Genomic DNA, 21424 nt, shown 5'->3' with positions numbered 1-21424 from the left:
CTGCTTTATCAAGGCTATCGTAAAAAATGATTTTCATAGAGAGCTCAAAAGAGGCGCGTATCAAGGCTTTTAAGCATGTCATTCATCTCTCGGATGAATCCGGATTGCGTTAGAGTGGTTCCAGTTTTTGAAAACTGGTCGGCAATCAACTCCATCATTGCCATACGGGTCGTCGAGCGCCGAAAACGATTGAGACGGCTGCTATATGGATGCGATTTGCCGATTAAATCACCGTACACTTTTGGTATGGCATGTCATTCTCATGTCGATACATATGTTAGTGGCGGTGTGTATAGATTTTTGCTGTAAAGGATTGTCGACATGCTGACCCCAGGGAGCCGATCATCCGCAATCAACGGCATGAGCACCTGTCTGTGCTTAAGTTTGCGTTTTCATAGGTCATTGGATGTTTGGAAGGATTGTTGGCTTAGTGATTATGCGCTTACCCCCCCCCCCACGTTTGGGTGATATCTGTTAGCGAATTCAGGCTTTTAATAGTGGGGTCCAGTATCTGTAAGGAACGAATCTTAATATTTGCGCTTGTACAATTGATCAAGCAATAGACTTATCAATAAAGAGTCAAAACAGGGGTATATAGACCTCTTTGGAGAGTAGACTTACACTCTTCACACTTTTGTCTGAGTCATTAGGTTAATTGATCAGTGCTTTTGCGAGCTCGAATAACCAATTGTTCGCAGGTGCGGTCGAATCAGGAAGCCTCCAGTATACGGGCCTCTTGCACAACCGAAATGAAAGCTTCGGGTTCGTGTGCGAATCGGCCTAAGAACAACCCGTCGACGGCTGGCCATAATTCAGTCAGAAGCCCTGGTCCTGCCGAGCCTCCATAAATGATGGAGATTTTATCGGCGTACTGCCGGAAATGTTCAGAAATAGCAGTACATACCTTGCGCACATGCTCTTTTGAAGCAGGATGCTGGGCTCCTATTGCCCATATCGGTTCATATGCCACCCATAGCGGTCCTGGCCTATGACCAGCTATAGCATTATTGATCTCCTCGATGCATACTTGAGATGCTTTTCCTGCATCCATGTGTTCCGGTTCGCCCACACACAACAATGGTGTCAGACCGTTGCGCCAAGCGGCGGCTACCTTGCTTGATATAAGGGCACTGTCCTCGTGATAATATCTGCGACGTTCAATGTGACCGATTTCTACGATCGAAGCACCCAGAGCTGCCAAATCTGAGCCGGATACTTCTCCGGTGTATGCTCCTCTGTCGTCGGCGCAGACATCCTGGGCTCCGATCCGCACCCCTGCCGGTTTCAGCAATGATGCCACTGAAGCAATGGTGAGAAAATCAGGAAGCATGGCCATAACGACAGAATCGGCGTCATGGATGGGCTTCAGTAATTGAACCAGACGCCGACAATAGTCAAGCGTCCTCTTTCGGGGGAAATACATCTTGGTGCTTAAGGCAACGATTGCCATGACTTCCACTTCCGCATGATCGAATTATTAGTATCAACTGTCAATCTACTTGCAGGATTAGCCCCCTGGCAGAAGCAGCGTCACTATTCCTGAAACGTCTTATCGCACAGGCGCGCAGAGACTTTTTGAGCTCCTACCGCGCGCCTGAACGCATCTATCCACTTGGACCCGCGCATCTTAGCAGGTTCCGAGAGTCCCGCGTTCGTATTCGTTAATTCGGTCGACCTTAGGAGCGCTGCGTGAATTGGGGTCAAACGTATGGCTAAGATACTCGTCCATGAATATTTTGGCCGACTCCACTCCCACCACTTGCGCTCCCATTGCAATGAGATTCGCATTATTGCTGAGTACTGCTCGTTGAGCCTGATAAACATCCGTCACGCATGCACAATAAGCGCCGGGAACCTTGTTCGCGGCGATGGACACACCTATGCCGGTTCCGCACAGCAGAATGCCGCGGTCCTCTTCACCGGCCGCCACTGATTTCGCCACCGCTATGGCGGTGTTGGCATAAATAGGATCTCCAGAGGGGAAATCGACAACTTCATGACCGAGCCGCTCAGCTTCTTTTATCAAGGCCTGCTTGAGGTCAGTGGCATTGGGATCACAGCCGAAAGCCAGCTTCATGTCTACTCCTCTTCTCCTGCATTCTGTTCCTGCGAGCGTTTGAAGTCCATGCCCATCTTGGCGTACACTGCAGCGACCCGTGTCGCCTCAATCATGCTGCGCCCCTGAGCTGTCCCTTTCCCGGCAATATCGAAGGCAGTGCCGTGATCGACTGAACTACGCATAAAGGGCAGGCCCAGCGTAATCGTCACCGCATGCTCGAAGTCCAACGTTTTGCAGCCAATGTGGCCCTGATCGTGGTACATCGAGAGAATGCAGTCATTGTGACCGTCCAGATTCAGGGCGAAAATGGCATCGGCCGAAAGGGGACCTTCGGCACAGATTCCAAGCTTTTGTGCATCCTCGACAGCTGGGCGAATATCGGTGATTTCTTCTGTGCCGAACATGCCACCTTCGCCCACGTGGGGATTCAAAGCCGCGACGCCGATGGTCGGGTGTTTGAAGCCGAGTTTCTTGAATTCGGTGTCGATGTTCTTGAGAAATTCGAGTATGCGATCATGGTTCGCCAGATCACAAGCCTTGCGTAACGAAACATGTCGGCTGACGAAAAAAACACGCAGCTTATGAACGTTGAACATGGTTAAGGCATAAGGCGAATGCGTGAGCTCCTGATAAATCTCGGTATGTCCAATGTAAGGCACATCTGCCATTTTCAGTGCAGCCTTATTGATTGCTGCAGTGGAAACGGCGTCGATCTTGCCCTCCATTCCCAGTTCAATGGACTTGGTGATGTATGAGTAGGCGCGAATTGCAGCATCACGCTGAGGGTACCCGTATTCGATTTGCGCATCATTGGCCGCATCCGTCTGTAGCAGATCGACTGTGCCATAGCGGTAATATGCTTCGCCGGGATCGCTGATCATATGGATTTTCAGAGCATCTACATTGCATACTTTCATGGCCTGTTCAAAGCTGTCACGATGGCCGATGACGAACGGTTTGCATATGTCGTAAATCATCGCGGACCTCATGGTCTGCACCACGGTTTCGGGTCCGATTCCGGCTGGATCGCCAAGGGTGACGGCCATAACAGGCTTGTGCAATTCTTCGCTCATTTCAAACAGTCGCTTTCTCTGATTGGTTTACTTGGACATGTTGCTCATCGAAAAGACGGTTGACGACCTGAAGGGAGGTCTCTTCTACGCCGGTCAAGCCTCCTTTGCATATCACTGGCGTACCCGAGAAGGGTCCGCCGACAATAATTGATTGATCCACTTGAGGAATGAGGTAATCGACCATGTGCAGGCCCTGGGCGTCGATAGCCTTGCAGAAACGTACCGTGGTGTCGCCTCCTGTCAGATAGAAGCCGGCGCAACGTTCAGGGCTAACTATATTGGCCACCGTGCGGGCAACCTCACTGAATTTCTCCGTTATCAGATTCGAGGCTTCTTCGGCTGGAAGTCCGCTGATTTTCGTCAATTCGTCAGGTTTGGCAGGCAACTTGTCTTCCAAGGCGTTGTCAACAGCAAGAAGCAGAACCCTCGGCAAGGTGGAGCCTGGTGAAAATATCCGTTTGGCTTGTTCTTCGACCCGCTGCATCTCCTTGCTGGATACCAACGGCTGATTTGAAATCAGCTTCATGGGATCGACTGAAAGAACCGCTGTGCCTGGCTCAGCAGACAAGCGCATCATCTGCATACGAGTGGTCTTCGTGGCGCTGCCGGCGCAGGTGAGCACGATGCCGTTGTCGAATTCGCTGGCTTCGGTACGTATTGATCGATCAGGACGAGAACTAGGGCAAATGGATCTGTGCCTACGGGCCAATGCCAGAGTGAACGGGCCCGGATCTACGGCAACCACTTTCCATCCCAAATCGACGACGGCATCTGCGATCCACTGAATCTCCTCCAATGTAGCGGCATCAATCACAAAGACCCTGCATCCTCTCGACCGTTGCAGCAGCAGCTGGGCTGCTATGGTATGGGCGCCGAGCACTACATCGTCAACCGGGACATAAGCCACCTCCTGCTGCATCTGGGACTGCACAAGATCGCGCACATCAGAAAGCACTACAGGCGTGCGCACATCATGTGCGACGTCGGTCATTGCCAAGGGAATCGAGTCAATGAGCAAATACCCCCCGATCATGACTTTTTTCGACTGGGGCATCGCCGGCACCACCAAAGCGACATAGTCGTCATCCAGGGCCGAAAGCATTCCTTCCACCTCGGAACCGATACTGCCGCGCATGGTGGTATCGATGCGCTTGGAAAACTGTGTGGCACCGAGCGAGAGTAAACTCTGTGTGGCTTCACGCACGGCTTTATAGGCCGCTTCCGGCTTCATGGCACGGGAGTCGGTGCTGGTGATAATCACGTTTTCGTCGGGACCCACGATATCGGCCATGGTCCGTGCGTCGTAGCACAAGGTCGGTTCTATTCCTTCGCGTGCCAGCAACGCTCCCACAGTGGTGCCACCAGTGACGTCGTCAGCTACAATGCCAAGTTCGGTCATTATTGCTCCTTTGCTGCTTTCAAAGTTCTGCGGATGGGATGAAAAGTACTCATTCGGCAGTTGCCTCCACTTCGACAGCCTTGTCGTTTCGTGACTCAACTCCAGGTTTGAACTCGGTAAGTGTGAGCAAAATGAAGAATGCGATTACCAATATCAGTACGAAATAGCTGAATGCCACGGTGTAATTTTGTGTGGAATCAAGCAGCGCGCCTACGATCAGAGGTGCAAAGAAGCCGCCGAGATTGCCTCCGCTGTTGATGATGGAAATGGCGAACGGATAGGTTGAATCAGTTGTCATATTCATTGCAAATGACGTAAAGCCAGACCAGCCTATGTTGAGGAAGAAACCGGCAAGGATCAGCACGGTTGCCAAGAGTCCAGAGTTATTGGGAGTGATCAGCAGAATCGCCATCATCACCGCAGTCATCAGTGCCGTAATCAGCATCGCAGGCTTCCTGCGTCCGCGGAAAATGCGATCTGAGACAAAGCCGCCAAGAACAGCGCCGATTAGACCTCCGATATACGGAGTGGAGGACATCCAGCCCATGGAAATGGTTCCATAGCCTCGTGCGCTTTTCAGATAGTCGGGAATCCAGGTAATCATCCCATAGAGCACGTTGTTCATGCAAAAGTAGGCAAGCGTAACACCCCAGATATTCCAGGATTTGAGCACTTCGCCGTTACGACGGAGACGATGGCCTTGGCGCAGTCTTATGACCTTGTCAATCCAGCCCATATTGCCGAAATCGACTGCTGTGGCCTTCCCCCCGGTCTTGTCGCCTTCGATATACTCGAGCTCCGCCTTGTTGACGTGCTTGCTTTCCCTCGGATGAGAACGGACAATCAGATAAAATACCACGGCCATGATGAATCCCGGTACCGAGAACCAGATGAACACGGATCTCCAGCCAAATGCCTGAGCCAGGAACACGGAAACTATTGGAACAAGAATCGGGGCCACCATGGTGGAACCGATGTAGACACCTGTGGCGATGCCTTTTTCTTTCAATGGGAACCATGAATTGATCGTTGATGTCATACCGACCGGTGTGGGGCCTTCAAGCAGTCCAAGGAACAGACGCAGGATCAGCAGCGCCAATGCTCCGCCTGCATGGCCCATGAGGAAGGTGACGATTGAAAACCCTAAAATCGCCACGGAGACGATTTTTCTGGTGCCGAATTTGCCCATAACCAAGCCGGCAGGAATCTGAGAAACAGCATATCCCAGGAAGAAGAGGTTGGATACTGCACCTGCTTCAAAGTTTGAAATCTGGAATTCGCTTCTTATCATCGGCAGAATGGCACCAATATTAGAGCGATCTGCCATGCAAATAACGTAGCCTACGAAGATTGTCGAAAGGACTACCCAGCGATAACCGCTGCGGTGCTGTTGGGACGCTTTCTGTGTGGTTGCCATATTTGCTTCCTTGCAATATGAGTTCGGTTGAAACATGAAAATTTATATCAATTGTTCTTGTGATTTGAAACTAAAAACTGTACTTTTGAGAAAAGAGGTCAAAACAATGTAGCGAAGATGATACAAATGACGGATTCGACTGATAATGAGAAATCCCGTGACTATCTTGCCGACGTAGCGGAGTTGTATTGGATCCAAGGGATGAAGATCGAGCGGGTGGCACGCGAGATGGGTATTTCACGCTCAACGGTTTCCAGACTCATAGCAAGGGCCAGAAAAGAGCATGTTGTCGAATTCATCGTGCACAGGACGAAGAATTCTGCGCTTGAGCTCGAAAACCGGCTTATCCAGAAATACCATGTTCGAGTAGTCGTTGCCGATACCAGCGACAATGCAGACAACACATTGAAAAGAATGGCTGTAGGAAAATCCGCTGCTGTCTGGCTCAATACCCTTATTCATTCCAACACCACAATCGGAGTTGCATGGGGCCGCACCATAGAGGCCATGTCGTTGCAATTGCAACAGCGCCATTTGCCGGGCATGCGAATCCTTCAGCTACACGGGTTCGGTAACTCGCAAACCTTCGGAGAGAACTATGCCACGCAGATCCTTTCGCGGTTTCATAAGAACTTTGACGCGACAGTGCGGTTTCTTCCGCTCCCTGCGATTTTCGACTCTGAAAATACCAAGAATCTGATGTATCAAGAGTCGAGCATACGCAAGATACTTGAATTACGAAAACAGATGAATTTGCTGATCACTTCTGTCGGCACACCGAACGGCTCCGAACCAAGCCCGCTGTTTACGCCGGGACTGTTGAGTAGCAAAGACATAAAGGCTCTACATGAACAAAAGGTGATCGGCAACCTCGCCTCTACGTTTTACCGTGCTGATGGCAGTACCAGCGACATTGACCTGAACAGCAGGTCGACAGGATTGAATCGCACTGAACTGATGAGTGTTGCATCACGGTTGTTTCTTGTAGCCAGCCCCAGTAAAGCTCAAGCTCTGCATGTCGCTCTCAGGTCCGGGTTTGTGACGCACCTGGTGGTCGACCGTCAGACAGCGGTGGCACTGCTTAAGTTATAAAATATATGGGATGATGAATATACAATCATATGTTACATAACCACTGCTTATAGTACTTGTAAATGCATTGCACTCAGTCATCAGCATTGGGCACCTGTCTATCCAGAATTCCCAGAAATAAACGGATTTAACCAGGCCATGGAAGAAATTTAAGTCTGAGTGGCTCGCTTTTTGGCATGTAATTTTCGTATAAAGAAGATCATTGATAATCCAGAGAAGGGCCTATGAATAGGTAATAATGTGCGTGCTAATGTTGAATTTCGTACATACTACCTTCAAAGCTTGTATGTAAAGTTGTCGTTGCGGATGGCTCGTGGAGCAGGGGATGCGTTATAGTCACCATAAATAGTGGTTTCTTATTTGTATTTGTGTCAAAAGAGTCTCCTTCAAGTAGCTAACTTCTTTTTTCTTTTGTCACTGGTTGTCTGATTGGGTCATTTGGCTGAATGCCTGAACAGTCACTTGTGAGCAAGATCGGGTTTTGCACAGATAACACACCGTAGGTTGAATCGCTTTTCGTATTTATAAAATCAGTATTTTTGAGCAGGCTAGACTCACCGCACCTTAGCTAATAGCTGTTTGTCAATGTCTCCGTTCAATCAGAATCCGAGTTCTTTCTTTTTTGCTAAGAATCCTGCAAGCGAGATTCGTCCAGCCTCGAAATCCTCATTCAATGCCGTCTTGTTGTATAGGTCACCCTTGGATATGTGTCGCTGCGGCATCGATTCTGATTTGTGAAAGTTGGATGTTGGCCTTTTTTGCTTAGCTGCAGCAGCTTTTTGCGCAGAATCATTAATGGCGGTCGCAAATCTCATCGAGTTAGATATGTGGTTACGGTTGGCCCGGGCTACCCACGCGAAGTCTGGGCCTTCAACAGTTAGATATTTCTCTCCTCCGCTTTTCTTTTGAAAACAAATGCTAAGAGACCGACTGCAAGCATTCTGGTTAACGTTACCCGTGATTCCAATGCTGAGCCATCCTCAACACTCGCGTGGATACCGTCGAGCTTATGTTGTTCGTCTCCGCAAGCTATAAGGTCATCATAAAGTCGAATTATTGTTCCATCGTCTCCCATGAACTTCTTGGGCTCCAGACTTGCCACAGCTATGCCTCTCATTACTTGAAAGCTGTAAGGTTGCCAATCTATATTTTGCAATCGCTGCATTCTTATATAATTATGACTAAACTTAATCCATCATAAACAATCAAACTCATCGAAGAGAGTCTCAGCGGTTGCGTATATAAGAAGATTGATCACAAATTACCTCATAGTGATCTTATAGCGTCCTCTTTGAGTAGGCTTATAAAAAAACAATCAGATTGGTGTCTCTGACATATCACAGTTATTGGCAGCGAAGACACGTCTTCTTTATCTAAGACCACGATGAGCTCCTGAATCGAATTAAAGTAATTGCAGATTCTGACCTAGGGAACCTTTTTAGACAATGGCCATAACTGTTTTGCACTATGTAGAAAGTTGTCATGAATGGGTTTTGCTCATTTTTGTGCTATGTTCTTTATTTGAATTCCGGGCCCCAGTAATGCAGTTACCTCTAGAACGGATTGCCGCTTCAACAAACTCCCACGGATTTGAAAGCCTAGTTCCTATTGGACTGGGTAAGTCTCATGCGGGTCATGAGTGCCCGTAATCCAAAAGCCAACCGAATGGATGTGACGCCCCACATGATGCTGAAAGATGGATCCTGGAACAAAAAACGGTATGCAAAAAGCCAGCCGAGTTGCCTCGGCCGGCCCTTGTCTTGTGGAGCTGCGGGGAATTGAACCCCGGTCCGGTGACCGCACCCTCAGTCTTCTACGTGCGTAGTCTGCTGGCCTTTGTGGCTATCTGTCTGCCCCCACCTGTGTCGCAGACAACCGGTGGCGGGCATAGCCGCAGAAAAAGTCCCCGAACCGCCCTGTGGCGCGGCAGTTCAGGCAAGTCTTCTTAATGACGCTCAGCATCCCCCCGAAGGCGAAGGGGAGTGAACGGAGCAGCTGCTCACTGGTTAATCCTGGCGCGAAGCTCAGGCAGCGAGAGCGAACTCAGTGCGGTTAGATTTAGCACTTGTTGTTTGCGGGAGGACATTAACGAGCGGACCCCCGCGTTCTCGGCACGCTTCCCTGCGACGAACAGGTCACCGTCGAAACCGATCAGCCCCAATCTTGAATTATCAAGCTCTGCCGGTGCCATTACGGACCGGCCTCGTCAGTATACAACAGATGGACGCTGCGGATATTCCCGCTTCTCCCTGGGCATTGACTTGAATCCTGGTCAAGCCACAGAGCCCAGTCGACTGGTGGCATAGTCGCTGAAGGCGTGCACCTCCTCCACATCCTCGTGGAAGGCCTCCCGCTTGGTGTCGTTGAAGAGGAAGATGTTGAAACGAGGCATGTCATCTCCGGCAAAGGGAATGAAATGCAGGCCATCGCCAGGGTGTACGCCGGCCGAGGTGATCAGGCTGCAGACCAGGCCGGATGTGGTCACCATTTTCAGTGTTTCCACGTCGGAGACCTCAATCAGATGGCTGACTGGCTCAGACAGGTGAATCAGTCGTTCCGCTGCCTGGGCATGGACGAAATCGCGGTTGAGGGTAGCGAAGGGGACGTCCCCGGGAAGCATGGACAGATCCTCGGGGTGCAGGCTGGTCATTCCTGCCGTGCCTAATCGTTCGACCATGGACTGGGTGCAGACCATGCCGAAGGGGAAGGAGGCCAGCTTGGTCGTCTCCACGCCATCCACGCTCAGCGACTCGTCCACGCTGGCCACCGCCCCATAGTCCACACGGTGGGCCTCTATCTGGCTCAGCAGCTTTTGGGACCCTATGGTTTCTACGGTCGTGTTCTTGCCTGGTCCGCACTGCCCTTGCCGCCCCTGCCCGGAGCTCAGCAGCGATGAGATGATGGGTGGCAGTCCGATGGTGCGCCGTCGAATCCCGGTCCTCGCAGCCAAGGCTTCGGGCAGGGAGTTAATCAGGTCCAAGGCCTGGCCGACGTGGTCCACCACTGTTCTTCCGGATTGGGTGAGCTGCGTGCCGTCACCTGCGCCGAAGCGCTGCCTTTGGACCAGCCTGGTTCCCAGATGCTTTTCCAACCTTCTGATGGCCTGCGAGACGGCAGGTTGGGAGATGCCCGCCTCCAACGCGACGTCGGTGAAACTGCCGTACCGGGCCAGCATGGTAAGCAGCTCGAGGTCGCGGACATTATCCATATAGGTCATGAGCCGCTTCCCTTGATTGGTGCTCAGATTATTGCTTATCCTTATTGTTTATCCGTCAACTTTGGCGAAAGACTTCTTACCACTACAATATCATTATCGGCTGAATTTAAGAAGATCGACCCTTGAGAATACTGACCTGGCTTGACTCATGATGAGGGTCCGGTCGCCACGATCATCGGTTATCAATCGTGTCGACCGGACCCCAATCTCAATCTCGCAATATGCGAGGGAGCTGGTTTCGCTCAGGCATCGTAGTGCCACTGGGCATTGGCCACGGCGACGTCCACATCCTCAATCGGCTCCCGGTTCAGGCCTTCCTGGACCGCCTGTGCAGCCACAGCAGTGGCCACCCGGCGTGAGATCTCCTTGAGGTCGGCCACCGGCGGCAACACAGCGGTTCCGGGCTTGTCCACGTCAATCATGTCGGAGATGGCGTAGGCTGCGGCCAAGAGCATCCCCTTGGTGACCAGCCGTGCCTTGGCGACGATTGCCCCGAAGCAGATGCCGGGATACATGAGTGCGTTGTTGCCCTGTCCGATGGAATAGGTGACCCCCTGGTAGTCAACAGGCTTTGAGGGGGTGCCGGTGATGACGAAGCCGCGGCCGTGGGTCCAGGCGATCACGTCGGCAGCCTTGGCCTCGGCCAGTTCCGTGGGGTTGGAAATAGGGCAGATCAGCGGCCGCTCCACATGCTTGGCCATGGCCTCAACAACATCCTGGTCGAAGGCCCCGGCCCTGGTTGAGGTGCCGATGAGCACCGTGGGTTGGAAGGCGTCGACGACCTGTGCCAGCGAGGTCTTGTCGGTGACTGAGGCGAACTCATCCGGCTTGCGTGCATAACGGGTCTGGCCCTCGGTCAGATCATCCTGACCCTGCTCGATCAGACCCTGACGATCGAAGAGCAGAACCCTGCTGCGTGCAGTCTCTGAATCCATGCCCTGGCGGATGATCAGGTCGTCCACGATCTGGTCGGCGATGCCCACACCGGCGGTCCCTGCGCCGAAGACCATGATCCTGGTGTCCTTGGGGTCGGCTCCGGCAATTTTTCTGGCGGCGATCAGAGCGGCCAGGACGGTCACGCCGGTGCCCTGGATGTCGTCGTTCAGGGTCAGGATTCGGTCCTGGTAGCGCTTGAGGACGGGCGCCGCCTCAGGCCTGCCGAAGTCCTCCCAGTGGATCAGCGCCTGCGGGTAGCGCTGCAGGACCTGCTGGACGAAGTCATCGATGAAGTCGTCGTAGCGCTGGCCTCTGACCCTGGCGAAGTGGTTGCCCACGTAGTCGGGATTGTCCAGAAGGGCCTGGCGGTTGGTGCCGACATCCACCATTACCGGCAGAACGCGCGAGGGATCGATGTTGGCGGCGGCAGTGTAGACCGCCAGCTTTCCGGTCAGAATCTCAGCACCCTGTGCGCCCCAGTCACCGATGCCGAGAATGCCTTCCGCGTCGGTGCAGACCACCAGGTCGATGGGTCGGTCGCCGGCGTATTGGTCCAGGGCGTCACCGATTCCTTCGGGGTGATCGATCGAGATGTAGGCCACGTCGCTGCCCGAATAGAACTCGTCGTAGCGTTGGATGGATTGTGCCACGGTGGGTGCGTAGACAATGGGCATGTACTCGGTCAGGTGCTTGTCCATGCTCCTGTAGAAGAGCCGACGGTCGGTGCGGCAGATGCTCATCAGATAGAGTCGTTTGTCCAGATCGGTGGGCTGGGCCAGGAAGCGGCGGTAAACGATGCGCTCGCGTTGTTCCTCATCCTGCACGGCAGCAGGCAGCAGCCCGTCCAGCTTTAGCTCGCGCCGCTGCTCATAGTCGAATCCCAGTCCCCGGTTGGCATAGGAATCGTTGATGGTATCGAATCCTGTCATGGTCTCACTTGTCCTTCACGATCGGGGCCGGCCGCGTTGCCGGACCTCTGCAATCAGCCTAGGAAAGCCCTTGGCGGCCCGGCAAATAAGCATCGTCTATATGCAGTTAAAGGCCTATTGCCGGTCCTTGGCGGGTCTGGGAGGTCATAGACAGCCGGCAGTTATGGTGCCCCCTCATATAGGCAGCGCTTATTTGTCGCCCCTACCGCCTGCCGCATAGCATAAGTCCACATGAGCATGCCGACGAAGAGGTCGGCGGTTTCCGGGCAGTTATACGCCGGATCATGAGCGAAGGAGCAATGATGGGTGAAACAGTACGAACGGGTGAGGGCAGGGGAGACCCCCAGACAGGGGCCAAACAGCCTTTCAATACGGGCCAACTGGTCAAGTCTCTGATCTGTGTGGCGGTAGGGCTGGTCATCTTCCTCATACCGCCTCCCAAGGGGTTGACTCCCCAGGGCATGCACATGCTGGGAGTCTTCGTGGGCACCATTCTAGGGCTGATTCTGCAGCCTCTGCCCACATCAGCAGTGGCCATCATCGGCATGACCGTGGGGATGCTGACCGGGGCCCTGGATCCCAAGAAGGCGGCTTTCAACGGACTGGGCAGTGCCTCGATTTGGCTGATTGTGGCGGCCTTCTTCATTGCCCAGGGATTCGTCTCCACCGGACTGGGCCGCAGGATCGCCCTGGTCTTTCTGTCCAGATTGGGCAAGTCCAGTCTGGGCATAGCCTACGGGCTCTCGGCCGCCGACCTGGTCCTGGCTCCGGCCACCCCGTCAAACACGGCTCGTCTGGGCGGAATCCTTTTCCCGATCATCACCTCCATCAGCGACGTGCAGGGTTCAAAGCCGGACACTGATGAGTCCCGGCGACGCATCGGCGCTTACCTGGCAATCACGGCCAACAATGTCAACGCCATCACATCGGCCATGTTCCTGACCGCCATGGCTGCCGGCCCGGTCGTGGGACAGCTGGCCCAGAAGTTCCACGTGGACATCGGGTGGGGGACCTGGGCCCTGGCGGGCATCGTGCCCGGCCTGATCTGCCTGATTCTCATTCCCGCCTTGATTTACCGCATTTTCCCGCCCACCCTGAGGAACGTGCCCCAGGCTCAGGAGGACGCCAAGGATGAACTCAAGGGACTTGGCCCTCTGAGCATGCACGAGTGGATCATGGCCGTGACCTTCCTGGTCATGCTGGTCCTCTGGGCGACAGGCTCGGTGATCCATATCAATTCCACCACTGTTGCCTTCCTGGGTGTGGCTGTGCTGCTGTGCACCAAGATCATCACCTGGCAGGACATGGTGGCCAACAAGTCGGCCTGGTCCACACTGATATTCTTCGGTGTCCTGGTAGGCATGGCGGAACCCCTGAACACCTTGGGCGTCACCACCTGGGCAGGGGAGATCATCGCCGGACTGGTCAAGGGCATGCCCTGGGTGCTGGTCCTGGTCATTCTGACGGTCTTCTACTTCTTCATCCACTACATGTTCGCTTCTGAGCTGGCTCAGGTCGCGGCCATATACACGCTCTTCGTCAGCGTGGCAGTGGCTGCCGGGGTCCCTGCGATGCCTGCAGCGCTGATGCTGGGATGCGCCAGCGGTCTGATCGGAGCCATGACCCATTACGCCTCCGGACCGGCGGCTTTGATTTACGGTGCCGGATACGTCAAGACCTCTGAGTTCCTGCGGATCGGCCTGATTTGCGGACTGGTGACTGTGGCCATCTTCCTGACCGTGGGTCTGGGCTGGTGGCGCCTCATCGGTATCTGGTAAATTCCGGATTCCGTAGATATAAGACTGGTGCAGATATAAGTTTGGTCCCGTACAGTCGACAGTTCGACCGGGCGGGACCAAATCATGTTCAAAGCTGGTGGATCATTTACCCTGCCGGCCCAGGTAGTCGGGGATATGCTCGGGATATTCGGGCCAGGCGCCCTGCTGGGTGCAGACGAATGCGGCGGTGTTGACGGCAGCTCGGTGGGCCTGGGTCAGGGAGGCTCCCAGCAGGCGGTTGATGGCGAAGGTGCCGGAGAAGGCGTCGCCGGCTCCGACCGTGTCGGCTACGGTGATTTCAGGCGTGGGCAGGTGGGAGGACTGGCCGTCCGCCAGGTAGATCGTGCTGTAGTCGCTGCCGGCGGTCAGCACGATGGTGTCAAGGTGCCACTGCTCCATGAACCAGCGGCAGAGCTCGTCGTCCGTGGCCCCGGGAACGTGGAACATGTCACGCAGGGTGACCAGCTCCTCGTCGTTGAGTTTGAAGACCGTGGCCATGTCCAGCAGCTCCTGGATCAGATCCTTGCTGTAGAAGGTGCCGCGCAGGTTAATGTCGAAGAAGCGCATGGCATGGCTCTTGGTGTGACGCAGGACCTGCAGGCAGGTCTCGCGGGACTGGCTGCTGCGCATGCCCAACGTGCCGTAGCAGACCGCGTCGGCCCTGCTGGCAAGCCCGGCCAGGCCATCCGTGTATTCCAGATGATCCCAGGCCACATCAGGCTTGAAGACGTACTGGGGGATGCCCTCGGTCAGCTGGACCTCGACAGTGCTGGTGGGGTGGTCGTTGTGCTGCAGGACGGCATCGACCCCGGCCTTGTGAACAGCCTCCTCAAGTTCCCGGCCCAGGTCGTCACGTCCCACAGCGCTGATGGCATAGCCTTCCGCCCCGTTCTTTGCGGCGTGGTAGCTGAAGTTGACCGGTGCGCCACCTGCCCGCTTGCCTGTTGGCAGGACGTCCCAGAGGATTTCGCCGATGCTGAGGACCACGGGTTTACTGGTCATGGTGTTCCTTTCCTGACGACAGGCGATGTGCCCGCCTTGTGCTTGTTGATTTCACAGTTGAGCGGCCCATGCTGGCGGGATGTTCAAGAAATTGGCTGGCAGCCACCGCGGCTGCCCCTGTCAGCGTGGCATCGGCTGGAAGGCGGGAGAGCAGAATCCTCGTGTGCTCGCGCAGGCCGGGTAGGGCGCGCTGGGATACCATGGTCCGAACTCGTTCCAGCAGTCGGGTACCGGCGCCGGCCACCATGTCTCCGATGACGATTTGGGCCGGGTTGTAGGCGTTGACGATGGTCACGCAGCCATAGCCCACGTAGTCGGCTATCTGATCCACCAGGGTCCGGGCGACCTGCTGACCCGAGCGGGCCTGGTCAAACAGGCTTGAGCAGGCCTTGGCGTGGGTCATGGCCTCGACTCCAGGGAAGTGATCCCGCATATCCGGCTTGCACATGCGGTGGTGGATGGCTACCGCCGAGCAGTAGCATTCCAGGCAGCCTCGGTTGCCGCACTCGCATGGCAGGCCGTTCAGATCGATGCTGACGTGGCCGATTTCTGTGGCCGCTCCCTGGCTGCCGTCAACCAGGGAGCCTCTGTCGATGACTCCTAGTCCCACGCCTTCGCCCACCAGGAAGTAAGCCATGCTGGATGCGTTCACTCGGGGATCGAAGAGACTTTGCGCCAGCGCGCCGGCTCGGGCATCCTGCTCGATAAAGGTGGGTACGCGGAAGGCCTGGCCGAATTCGTGGATAAAGTCCACCCCACGCCAGCCGGGCATGCTGGTGACCAGGGCGATGCGGCCGGTCTCGCGCAGGTAGGGTCCCGGTACGGCCATGCCCACGGCCACGATGGCGGGATTTGAATCCAATCGTCTTCCCACTCGCGTTCTGACCTCAGCTACTACGCCGGGGATGTCATCGGGGTCGACGGGGGGCATCTCCTCCGAGTCCAGCAGACGGCCGCTGATGTCGAACAGTCCGATACTGACCATGCTGCGGGCGAACTTGACTCCGATGACCTGGTAGCGGTCGGCGTTCAAGGCCAGGCCGATGGATCGACGGCCGCCCTCTGAGTCCATACTGCCGGTCTCGCTGATCAGACCCAGGCCGATCAGACGGGCCACCAGCTTGCCTACAGCCGCCGGCGTCAGGTTGAGTTCCCGGGCCATCTGGGCTCGCGAACTGGTTCCGTGCTGGTGCAGATATTGGACGATGCGTGACTGGTTGAGTTCGGAGAGGGCCTTTGGTGTGCTGGCGTATGGGTTGCCTCGCATGTCAACCTCCTCCTTGAGTGCTACCGTCACGCTAACTTTGCGCACTTTATGAACAACGTTTATATATTAACATCGTTTAGTATTCTTGCGCAACTGATTCGATGCCGGTAAGGAACCGATAAGGGATCGCCGTCGGCGTTTGTCATAGGTCTGTAGCCGTAGGTGGGTTTGCTCTGTGAAGGTGGGGTGTGGCAACGAAGGGGATATTGACAGATTCGATGTAGGTTGTGCCGCCATGAAGGGCATTATCGAACCCAAGACGTCAAAGGGTTTGATGGTCCGTATGCAGGTGGTCGACTGTCGACCTTCTAATGCTCAGCCCCATACAATTCCGTAGGGTTTTTGACCGGGCGCATGCGCAGTGGTGCAGACGGATCGATTGGCCCGCGCGGGCGGGCTCTTGTGGCTTGAAATCAAAGCTTCAGACGGTAGTCATCAGGGCTGTCGTCCAGATTCAATTCATGTGCCCATGCAAGCGTCATCTATATAATTTAACGAATTGACAAAATCAATCCCTCCCTCTACCCTTGATGTTCAGGAGGCAGGAACTGATTTCCTCCCCTGTGAACGCCGTAAAGGCAAATGCAATAGGCAAAGGAGCGTTTCGGATGGGTTTGTGGGACGTTGACAAGATCGAATACGTGGGTCGCCAGGGCGTCAAGGAAGGCCTGGGCTTCCGTTACTACGACAAGAACAAGGTGGTGGCCGGCAAGCCCATGAAGGACTGGCTGCGCTTCGCTGTGGCCTGGTGGCATACCTTCAACCAGGGTCTGGTGGATCCCTTCGGCGATCCCACTGCGCAGAGGCCCTATTATCGCTACACCGATCCCATGGATCAGGCGCTGGCCAAGGTGGATTACGCCTTCGAGCTCTTCACCAAACTGGGGGTCGAGTTCTTCTGCTTCCACGACCGTGACCTGGCTCCCGAGGGCGATACCCTGCGCGAGACAGATGCCAATCTTGACAAGGTGATCGACCGCATCGAGGCCGCCATGAAGGACACCGGAGTCAAGCTGCTCTGGAACACCTCCTCGCTCTTCACCAACCCCCGCTTCGAGGCCGGTGCCGGTACCTCGCCCTTCGCTGACATCTATGCATACTCGGCAGGCCAGCTCAAGCACAGCCTGGAGATCGGCAAGCGGCTCGGTGCCGAGAACTACGTCTTCTGGGGTGGCCGTGAGGGCTACGAATCCCTGTGGAACACCCGTATGAAGGAGGAGCAGGACCATATGGCCGCCCTCTTCCACATGTGCGTGGACTACGCCAAGGAGATCGGATTCGATGCTCAGTTCCTGATCGAGCCCAAGCCCAAGGAGCCCACCCTCCATCAGTACGATTACGACGCGGCCACCACCATCAACTTCCTTCGCACCTACGACCTGCAGGACAACTTCAAGCTCAACATTGAGGGCAACCACGCCAACCTGGCCATGCATACCTATCAGCATGAGGTCCGCGTGGCTCGCGAGGCCGGATTCCTGGGATCCCTGGATGCCAACCAGGGCGACAAGCTGATCGGCTGGGACATGGACGAGTTCCCTTCGGACCTCTACGATGCCACCGCCGTCATGTGGGAGGTGTTGGCCAACGGGAGCATCGGGCCCCGTGGAGGCCTGAACTTCGATGCCAAGCCGCGCCGCTCCTCCTTCCTGCCTGAGGACCTCTTCAGGACCCACATCGTGGGCATGGACACCTATGCCGCTGGTCTGCTGGTCGCTGCCAAGATGCATGAGGACGGCTACATCGAGCAGCTGCAGCAGGAGCGCTACTCCTCCTTCGAATCCGGCATCGGCTCGACGGTAAAGGACGGTACGGCCACGCTGGCCTCCCTGGAGGAGTACAGCCTTGACAAACCGCAGGCCGAACTGATCGCCGCCGACAAGTCCGACCACCTTGAAGTGGTCAAGGCCACCATCAACAACTACATCGTCGAGGCTCTGGCCCAGGCCTGAGGATAAGAACATTCTGTTTTCGTCCCCGTGCGGTGCTGCCGGCACCGCATGGGGACGAATCATTTATTGAGACCGTGCGCCTGCAGATTGTCGATGAGCCAGGACCAATCGTAAGTGCCTTCATAACGTTGGATAAATTCGAGAATAGCGGGAATGCCGGGTGCGCTAAGGGCGCCTCCCGGGGTCTGCACTGAGTAGGCGGATGCCGCTGTCGCCAACTCCATGCAATGGCGCAATGGCCATGACCATGTAAAGGCTGTCATTAAAGCGGCTGCAAAAATGTCGCCGGCGCCGGTGGGATCCTTTGCTTCCACGGAAGGGGCCGGGACTTCGATGAAGCCGGTCGGGTCAGAGGCAGAAGATCCCAGGCCGCCGCGCGTGATGACAGCCGTTGATACAAATTTACGTAGCATTTTCAGAGCACCTGCTGTCGTTTTCTGACCAGTGAAGTGTCTTGCTTCGGTTTCATTCATCAGCAGGACATCGACTCCTCTGGCGGATTCGAGGATCTGCCTAGGCCAGCGGCCGGAGGAATCCCATCCGACGCCGCCGAATATGATTGTGCCCTGGTCTCGTAGGGGCTGTGACCAGGTGGGCAATCCTTCAGAGAGGCTGACGAAGAGCGTTCTGGTCAGTTTACCGGCAGGCCAATCCAGGGCAAGCGCTGAACGGTCATAGGTGACAAACGCGCGATCATTGCCAGTGCTGATAGCCACTGAGACCGGATTGCGGTATGCCGCGCTGGTGGTGCACAGATCAAGATTGAGATGGTCAACCTTTTGGAGGGTTTTGAACAATAAAGTCGACAATTGATCGTGTCCGCGGTTGGTGAGCAGACCGGATTCGGATCCAAGTCTTGCGGCAGCCACAGCCCTGTTGGCTGCACCCCCCGGAGAGATGGTCAGGTTGCCGGCCATTACTTCGGTCCCAGGCTGTGGGAAATCAACATCCGAAAAAACCAGATCCAGGTAAGTTTTCCCGGCAATCACTACGTCGAAGATTTTCGGACTGGCTTTATCGATCATCGTCTCATTGTTGATTCTGCTCATGTTTGCTCATTCTAGATAGAAACACTCAAAATGAGCAAACTTTGTCAAATTCTGTCATTTCATGTATGGTGAAGTCATGCTTTTGGATGAACGCCGTCAACGGATTCTCGATCAGCTGGCCGAGCATGGACAGTCAGTCAAGGACTTGTCACATGGTCTTGGGGTCAGTGAATCCACTATCAGAAGGGACCTCACATTCCTGGAGCAGGATGGCCGCCTCAAGCGCAAATATGGCGGTGCGATGCTGACCCAGGGCAACAGGGCCGACATCACTGACTCCGGCAAGCAGGACCGCGTCGTTGAGGCGACTGATGCGCAGATGCAACTTTGGAAACGCATGGCCAAGGCTGCTGCTGACATGGTTCAGGACGGCTCGGTCATCATCTTGGATGTGGCCCCTGAAGCGGCTTTGATTGCACGCAATCTGCGCGGACACAAGGTGACCATCATCACATCGAATCTGGCCGTACTTGATCAGGTTCGTGATGATGAAGCAGTTGACCTGGTGCTCATAGGCGGTGCGGTGCGGCACCATCATAACAGTCTGGTCGGCCCGCTGGCTGAACGGATGATCGCCGATGTTGCAGCTGACTTGATGTTTCTTTGTTGCACCGGTGTGCGGGGGAATGCCGTGGTGGACAACATGGCGGTCGAAGCCCCGATACGTCAAGGTTTCATAAAGGCGTCCCAGCAAATAGTCCTGTTGGCGGATGAATCCAAATTCCCTGGAACCGGAAGTTTCAAACTGTGCTCATTGACTGATTTGGATGCTCTCATCACGACTTCGGGGTCCGGCAAGGGAATGCAAGACAGTTTTGCCAAGGAAGGCAAGAAGGTGGTGGTCGTATGAAATTAACGATTCTTGGTGGCGGAGGCTTCCGTACGCCGTTCATCTGGCAGGCATTGATCAGGGATCAAGGCGAACCGCGCGTGGATGAGCTGGCTCTGTATGACACAAGCCAGTCGCGTATGGATACGATGGTGAACATCATGCGTGTCCAGGCCCAGGGCTTCGACCACAAGCCTGGAATCCGCACATACACGGAGCTTGAGCCGGCCCTGAGCGGTGCCGATTTTATTTTTGCTGCGATTCGTGAGGGAGGTCTCCAGGCCAGATGCTGCGATGAACATGTGGCTTTGGATCTGGGCCTGCTGGGGCAGGAAACCACTGGGCCCGGCGGGCTCGCATACGCCATGCGCACTGTGCCGGTTATGCTGCGGATGGCCCGTATGGCTGCCAGGGTCTGCCCTGATGCATACTTTTTGAACTTCACCAACCCTGCTGGCATCATTACCGAGGCATTGCAAAGCGTATTGGGTGATCGTGTGGTCGGCATATGTGACACCCCATCCGGATTGGGCAGAAGAATAGCCGCGGCTTTGGGCCATGATCCAGAGGATGTCAGCATGGATTATGTCGGCCTCAACCATCTGGGTTGGATGCGTAGAGTGTTGGTCGGCGATCATGATCTGCTGCCGGATCTGCTTGCCGATGAGGAGAAGCTGTCGGGGCTGGAGGAGGCCAAGGTCTTCGACCCGGACTGGTTGCGGCAGTTGGGGATGATTCCCAATGAATATCTCTTCTACTACTACTGCGATAGAGATGCCGTCCGTCGTATCTTGGAGTCTCCCATGACCCGCGGCGACTTTCTGCTCAAGACCCAGACGCGTTTCTACAAACAAGCAGCCACGGCCGGGAACGAAGCCGACCGTATCTGGACCGATGCCTTGCAGGAACGTGGAGCCAGTTATATGGCTGAGGCTCTGGGAGGTGTACAAGGTGCACCCACCAGCAACCGCAAGGAGGAGTTCGATCCTGCCCATTTGGGTTATGCAGGAGTGGCTCTGGGCGTTATGAATGCAATCAGTCGACATGAGCGTCGGGTCATGATTCTCAATGTGCGCAACAGGGGAACAATAGCTGGCCTACCCAAGGATGCCGTTGTCGAGGTTCCCTCGCTCGTGGACTCTCACGGAATCCATCCTCTGAATGTGGGAGAGCAGCCCACAATGGACCAGATCGGCCTTATGCAACAGGTGCGTCAGTCGGAAAGGCATGCGGTTCGGGCTGGGATCGAGGGATCCCCCCATGAGGCTTTGCTGGCTTTCGCCTTGCATCCTCTGGTGCAGTCTGTTCCGTTGGCCAGAAAGCTGCTGGCCGGATATCGTCGTGAAATTCCTGAGATGAACGCCATTTTCGAGAAACGAGGATAAAAATGACCAACCAGTCTTCGGCCCGGGGCTAAGCGGGTCG

Annotated in this window: 17 protein-coding genes, 1 other RNA gene and 1 pseudogene; 6 read left to right on the top strand and 13 right to left on the bottom strand. The window is 55.1% G+C overall.

What is annotated here, in order from left to right:
- Positions 1-709: 709 nt before the first annotated feature.
- The 5 genes from ACUIAF_RS03670 to ACUIAF_RS03650 form a co-directional block, all read right to left on the bottom strand.
- On the bottom strand, positions 710-1450 hold the full coding sequence (locus tag ACUIAF_RS03670) for a triose-phosphate isomerase family protein (protein WP_445339052.1): 741 nt from the start codon (positions 1448-1450) through the stop codon (positions 710-712).
- Positions 1451-1627: 177 nt separating this feature from the next.
- Entirely contained in the window at positions 1628-2077 is a 450-nt protein-coding gene (locus ACUIAF_RS03665; RefSeq protein ID WP_110416976.1) for an RpiB/LacA/LacB family sugar-phosphate isomerase, read from the bottom strand.
- 2 nt (positions 2078-2079) lie between these two features.
- Positions 2080-3132 carry a 4-hydroxythreonine-4-phosphate dehydrogenase PdxA gene (pdxA, locus tag ACUIAF_RS03660; protein WP_445339051.1) on the bottom strand — a complete coding sequence of 351 codons (1053 nt, stop codon included), beginning with the start codon at positions 3130-3132 and terminating at the stop codon, positions 2080-2082.
- Between the two features lies 1 nt (position 3133).
- The gene (locus ACUIAF_RS03655; protein ID WP_445339050.1) at positions 3134-4531 is read right to left on the bottom strand and encodes a four-carbon acid sugar kinase family protein; all 1398 of its coding nucleotides are present in this window, start codon (positions 4529-4531) and stop codon (positions 3134-3136) included.
- 49 nt (positions 4532-4580) lie between these two features.
- A complete protein-coding gene (locus ACUIAF_RS03650) occupies positions 4581-5948 on the bottom strand; it encodes an MFS transporter (RefSeq protein WP_445339049.1) in 1368 nt (455 codons plus the stop codon).
- Positions 5949-6074: 126 nt separating this feature from the next.
- Here ACUIAF_RS03650 and ACUIAF_RS03645 point away from each other — a divergent pair, with 126 nt between their 5' ends.
- Entirely contained in the window at positions 6075-7040 is a 966-nt protein-coding gene (locus tag ACUIAF_RS03645; protein WP_445339048.1) for a sugar-binding transcriptional regulator, read from the top strand.
- Between the two features lie 599 nt (positions 7041-7639).
- Here the strand turns inward: ACUIAF_RS03645 and ACUIAF_RS03640 are convergent.
- From ACUIAF_RS03640 to ACUIAF_RS03620, 5 genes are all read right to left on the bottom strand, one after another.
- Positions 7640-7855 carry a hypothetical protein gene (locus ACUIAF_RS03640; protein ID WP_220000432.1) on the bottom strand — a complete coding sequence of 72 codons (216 nt, stop codon included), beginning with the start codon at positions 7853-7855 and terminating at the stop codon, positions 7640-7642.
- A 62-nt stretch (positions 7856-7917) separates the two neighbouring features.
- Positions 7918-8157: a hypothetical protein gene (locus ACUIAF_RS03635; RefSeq protein WP_445339047.1), complete on the bottom strand. Its 240-nt coding sequence runs from the start codon at positions 8155-8157 to the stop codon at positions 7918-7920.
- A 643-nt stretch (positions 8158-8800) separates the two neighbouring features.
- Positions 8801-9199: a transfer-messenger RNA gene (ssrA, locus tag ACUIAF_RS03630) on the bottom strand.
- 113 nt (positions 9200-9312) lie between these two features.
- The gene (locus tag ACUIAF_RS03625) at positions 9313-10257 is read right to left on the bottom strand and encodes a LysR family transcriptional regulator (RefSeq protein ID WP_445339046.1); all 945 of its coding nucleotides are present in this window, start codon (positions 10255-10257) and stop codon (positions 9313-9315) included.
- Between the two features lie 242 nt (positions 10258-10499).
- Positions 10500-12122 (bottom strand): NAD-dependent malic enzyme, encoded by a 1623-nt coding sequence (locus tag ACUIAF_RS03620; protein WP_445339045.1) that lies wholly within the window; start codon positions 12120-12122, stop codon positions 10500-10502.
- 302 nt (positions 12123-12424) lie between these two features.
- On the opposite strand from ACUIAF_RS03620, the gene ACUIAF_RS03615 reads away from it, so the two are divergent.
- A complete protein-coding gene (locus ACUIAF_RS03615; protein ID WP_445339044.1) occupies positions 12425-13900 on the top strand; it encodes a DASS family sodium-coupled anion symporter in 1476 nt (491 codons plus the stop codon).
- A gap of 102 nt (positions 13901-14002) precedes the next feature.
- On the opposite strand, the gene ACUIAF_RS03610 is transcribed toward ACUIAF_RS03615, so the two are convergent.
- Both ACUIAF_RS03610 and ACUIAF_RS03605 read right to left on the bottom strand, forming a co-directional pair.
- On the bottom strand, positions 14003-14902 hold the full coding sequence (locus tag ACUIAF_RS03610; RefSeq protein WP_445339043.1) for a carbohydrate kinase family protein: 900 nt from the start codon (positions 14900-14902) through the stop codon (positions 14003-14005).
- Complete coding sequence (locus ACUIAF_RS03605) at positions 14892-16169, bottom strand: ROK family transcriptional regulator (RefSeq protein ID WP_445339154.1); 1278 nt, start codon at positions 16167-16169, stop codon at positions 14892-14894. Before ACUIAF_RS03605 ends, ACUIAF_RS03610 begins: the two co-directional genes overlap by 11 nt.
- A gap of 608 nt (positions 16170-16777) precedes the next feature.
- Here ACUIAF_RS03605 and xylA point away from each other — a divergent pair.
- Positions 16778-18121 (top strand): xylose isomerase, encoded by a 1344-nt coding sequence (gene xylA, locus ACUIAF_RS03600; RefSeq protein WP_015021581.1) that lies wholly within the window; start codon positions 16778-16780, stop codon positions 18119-18121.
- 59 nt (positions 18122-18180) lie between these two features.
- Here the strand turns inward: xylA and ACUIAF_RS03595 are convergent, their stop codons facing one another.
- On the bottom strand, positions 18181-19170 hold the full coding sequence (locus ACUIAF_RS03595) for a carbohydrate kinase family protein (RefSeq protein ID WP_445339042.1): 990 nt from the start codon (positions 19168-19170) through the stop codon (positions 18181-18183).
- A 61-nt stretch (positions 19171-19231) separates the two neighbouring features.
- Here ACUIAF_RS03595 and ACUIAF_RS03590 point away from each other — a divergent pair.
- The 3 genes and pseudogenes from ACUIAF_RS03590 to ACUIAF_RS03580 form a co-directional block, all read left to right on the top strand.
- Positions 19232-19357: pseudogene (locus ACUIAF_RS03590) on the top strand (DeoR family transcriptional regulator); the annotation flags it as partial.
- A 54-nt stretch (positions 19358-19411) separates the two neighbouring features.
- The gene (locus tag ACUIAF_RS03585; RefSeq protein WP_445339153.1) at positions 19412-20020 is read left to right on the top strand and encodes a DeoR/GlpR family DNA-binding transcription regulator; all 609 of its coding nucleotides are present in this window, start codon (positions 19412-19414) and stop codon (positions 20018-20020) included.
- On the top strand, positions 20017-21384 hold the full coding sequence (locus tag ACUIAF_RS03580; RefSeq protein ID WP_445339041.1) for a 6-phospho-beta-glucosidase: 1368 nt from the start codon (positions 20017-20019) through the stop codon (positions 21382-21384). Before ACUIAF_RS03585 ends, ACUIAF_RS03580 begins: the two co-directional genes overlap by 4 nt.
- The last annotated feature ends 40 nt before the right edge of the window (positions 21385-21424 follow it).

This window comes from Bifidobacterium sp. ESL0822, assembly GCF_052606675.1.
The sequence above is the reverse complement of the archived record's forward strand: the minus strand, read 5'-3'. Positions and strand labels throughout refer to the sequence as shown.

Excerpts from the sequence above, each read along its gene's own strand:
- ACUIAF_RS03670 (WP_445339052.1), bottom strand. The coding sequence starts at position 1,450 with ATGGCAATCGTTGCCTTAAGCACCAAGATGTATTTCCCCCGAAAGAGG.
- ACUIAF_RS03665 (WP_110416976.1), bottom strand. The coding sequence starts at position 2,077 with ATGAAGCTGGCTTTCGGCTGTGATCCCAATGCCACTGACCTCAAGCAG.
- pdxA (WP_445339051.1), bottom strand. The coding sequence starts at position 3,132 with ATGAGCGAAGAATTGCACAAGCCTGTTATGGCCGTCACCCTTGGCGAT.
- ACUIAF_RS03655 (WP_445339050.1), bottom strand. The coding sequence starts at position 4,531 with ATGACCGAACTTGGCATTGTAGCTGACGACGTCACTGGTGGCACCACT.
- ACUIAF_RS03650 (WP_445339049.1), bottom strand. The coding sequence starts at position 5,948 with ATGGCAACCACACAGAAAGCGTCCCAACAGCACCGCAGCGGTTATCGC.
- ACUIAF_RS03645 (WP_445339048.1), top strand. The coding sequence starts at position 6,075 with ATGACGGATTCGACTGATAATGAGAAATCCCGTGACTATCTTGCCGAC.
- ACUIAF_RS03640 (WP_220000432.1), bottom strand. The coding sequence starts at position 7,855 with ATGAGATTTGCGACCGCCATTAATGATTCTGCGCAAAAAGCTGCTGCA.
- ACUIAF_RS03635 (WP_445339047.1), bottom strand. The coding sequence starts at position 8,157 with ATGAGAGGCATAGCTGTGGCAAGTCTGGAGCCCAAGAAGTTCATGGGA.
- ACUIAF_RS03625 (WP_445339046.1), bottom strand. The coding sequence starts at position 10,257 with ATGACCTATATGGATAATGTCCGCGACCTCGAGCTGCTTACCATGCTG.
- ACUIAF_RS03620 (WP_445339045.1), bottom strand. The coding sequence starts at position 12,122 with ATGACAGGATTCGATACCATCAACGATTCCTATGCCAACCGGGGACTG.
- ACUIAF_RS03615 (WP_445339044.1), top strand. The coding sequence starts at position 12,425 with ATGGGTGAAACAGTACGAACGGGTGAGGGCAGGGGAGACCCCCAGACA.
- ACUIAF_RS03610 (WP_445339043.1), bottom strand. The coding sequence starts at position 14,902 with ATGACCAGTAAACCCGTGGTCCTCAGCATCGGCGAAATCCTCTGGGAC.
- ACUIAF_RS03605 (WP_445339154.1), bottom strand. The coding sequence starts at position 16,169 with ATGCGAGGCAACCCATACGCCAGCACACCAAAGGCCCTCTCCGAACTC.
- xylA (WP_015021581.1), top strand. The coding sequence starts at position 16,778 with ATGGGTTTGTGGGACGTTGACAAGATCGAATACGTGGGTCGCCAGGGC.
- ACUIAF_RS03595 (WP_445339042.1), bottom strand. The coding sequence starts at position 19,170 with ATGAGCAGAATCAACAATGAGACGATGATCGATAAAGCCAGTCCGAAA.
- ACUIAF_RS03585 (WP_445339153.1), top strand. The coding sequence starts at position 19,412 with ATGCTGACCCAGGGCAACAGGGCCGACATCACTGACTCCGGCAAGCAG.
- ACUIAF_RS03580 (WP_445339041.1), top strand. The coding sequence starts at position 20,017 with ATGAAATTAACGATTCTTGGTGGCGGAGGCTTCCGTACGCCGTTCATC.